The organism is Siminovitchia fortis (assembly GCF_007681465.1).
Taxonomy (GTDB): Bacteria; Bacillota; Bacilli; order Bacillales; family Bacillaceae_C; genus Siminovitchia; species Siminovitchia fortis.
The window spans coordinates 1-1054 of sequence record NZ_VEKZ01000147.1 but is presented as its reverse complement, the minus strand read 5'-3'; the positions used below and the strand labels follow the sequence as shown (position 1 = coordinate 1054).

Annotated in this window: 2 protein-coding genes; both read right to left on the bottom strand. The window is 46.3% G+C overall.

Annotated features, from left to right (window positions below; translation table 11 throughout):
- On the bottom strand, positions 1–216 hold a 216-nt coding region (locus FS666_RS19335), incomplete at its 3' end, for a DUF5348 domain-containing protein (RefSeq protein WP_144598627.1).
- Positions 213–1013 carry an ExeA family protein gene (locus FS666_RS19330; RefSeq protein ID WP_144463784.1) on the bottom strand — a complete coding sequence of 267 codons (801 nt, stop codon included), beginning with the start codon at positions 1011–1013 and terminating at the stop codon, positions 213–215. The genes FS666_RS19330 and FS666_RS19335, both read right to left, overlap by 4 nt.
- Between the last annotated feature and the right edge of the window lie 41 nt (positions 1014–1054).

The following is a 1054-nucleotide window of genomic DNA, read 5'->3' as shown; positions in this document are numbered from 1 at the left end:
TTTATATACTTCTACCATTCTCAGTGTAAACGCCACATCATCCTCCAGCGTCACAAACCACTCATGATAATCTTTCTCAAAACACGCTTCATAATAACGGTTTTGAATGCGTATTTCGAAGGTCATTCCCGTAAATGTTTCATACTCTTGTTGGCCAATCCAAATTTTCCAGTCCTGTTTTTCCGGATCAAAAAACATAATCCCCCGTCGCATCATAAGCCACTCTCCTCAACGGCCATTTGGACGATTTCCTCATCAATCTGTTCTTTCTTCAGCTGCGCCCCATACAAAAGGCAATTGATCGTCAATGTGTTGATGACGCGCGGCCATCCCTGTGAACGCAAGGCAATCGCTTCAAGGGCTGTTTCTGTGAAAATTGGCATCTTGGCTCCGGCAAGCTTTAAATGATGATCAATATAGGCAAACACATCTTCTTTCTTTAGGGGCTGAATTTGGTACCTCATGATGATCCGTTGAGAAAGTGGCTTGTGATGGTTCAGGTTTAGACGTGTCTTTAAATGCGGAAGCCCGGCCAGCACAAGGATAAATGGATTTGATGAATCCATTTGGAAGTTAAAGAGAATCGCCAAGTCCTGTAAAAAAGCGTCCTTGGCCATATGCATCTCATCCAGGATGAACACCGGCGTTACTTTTCGTTCCTGGGCCATCCGTTCAATTCCATGCTGGATCTGCCGGAACAGATCCACCTTCCGGAACCTGGGCTCCTCGCCCAACCCGTAAGCCAAACCCCGGTAAAAATCCATTACACCCCCGGTGGACAGTGGAAAGTAGACCACATGATAAAGCGCCGGGTTGAGTGAATCCTTGAATGATCTTAATGTAAATGTTTTTCCGGCACCAGGATCACCAATGACCATGCCGATCCCTTTGGATTTTCGTAAATACTCAAGGCCGTTCAATGCTTCCTGGTACCCTGCAGAACGGAAAGCTTCCGTAGGGTCCATGTCTTTGGAAAAAGGGGTTCTAGCCAATGAATAGAATGGTTTATACATGACCTGCCTCCTCTTCCTGAGAAGCCTCGGAGACGGCGAAC

What these genes read in the sequence shown, in the direction of transcription:
- FS666_RS19330 (WP_144463784.1), bottom strand. Translation starts at nt 1,013, where the DNA reads ATGTATAAACCATTCTATTCATTGGCTAGAACCCCTTTTTCCAAAGAC.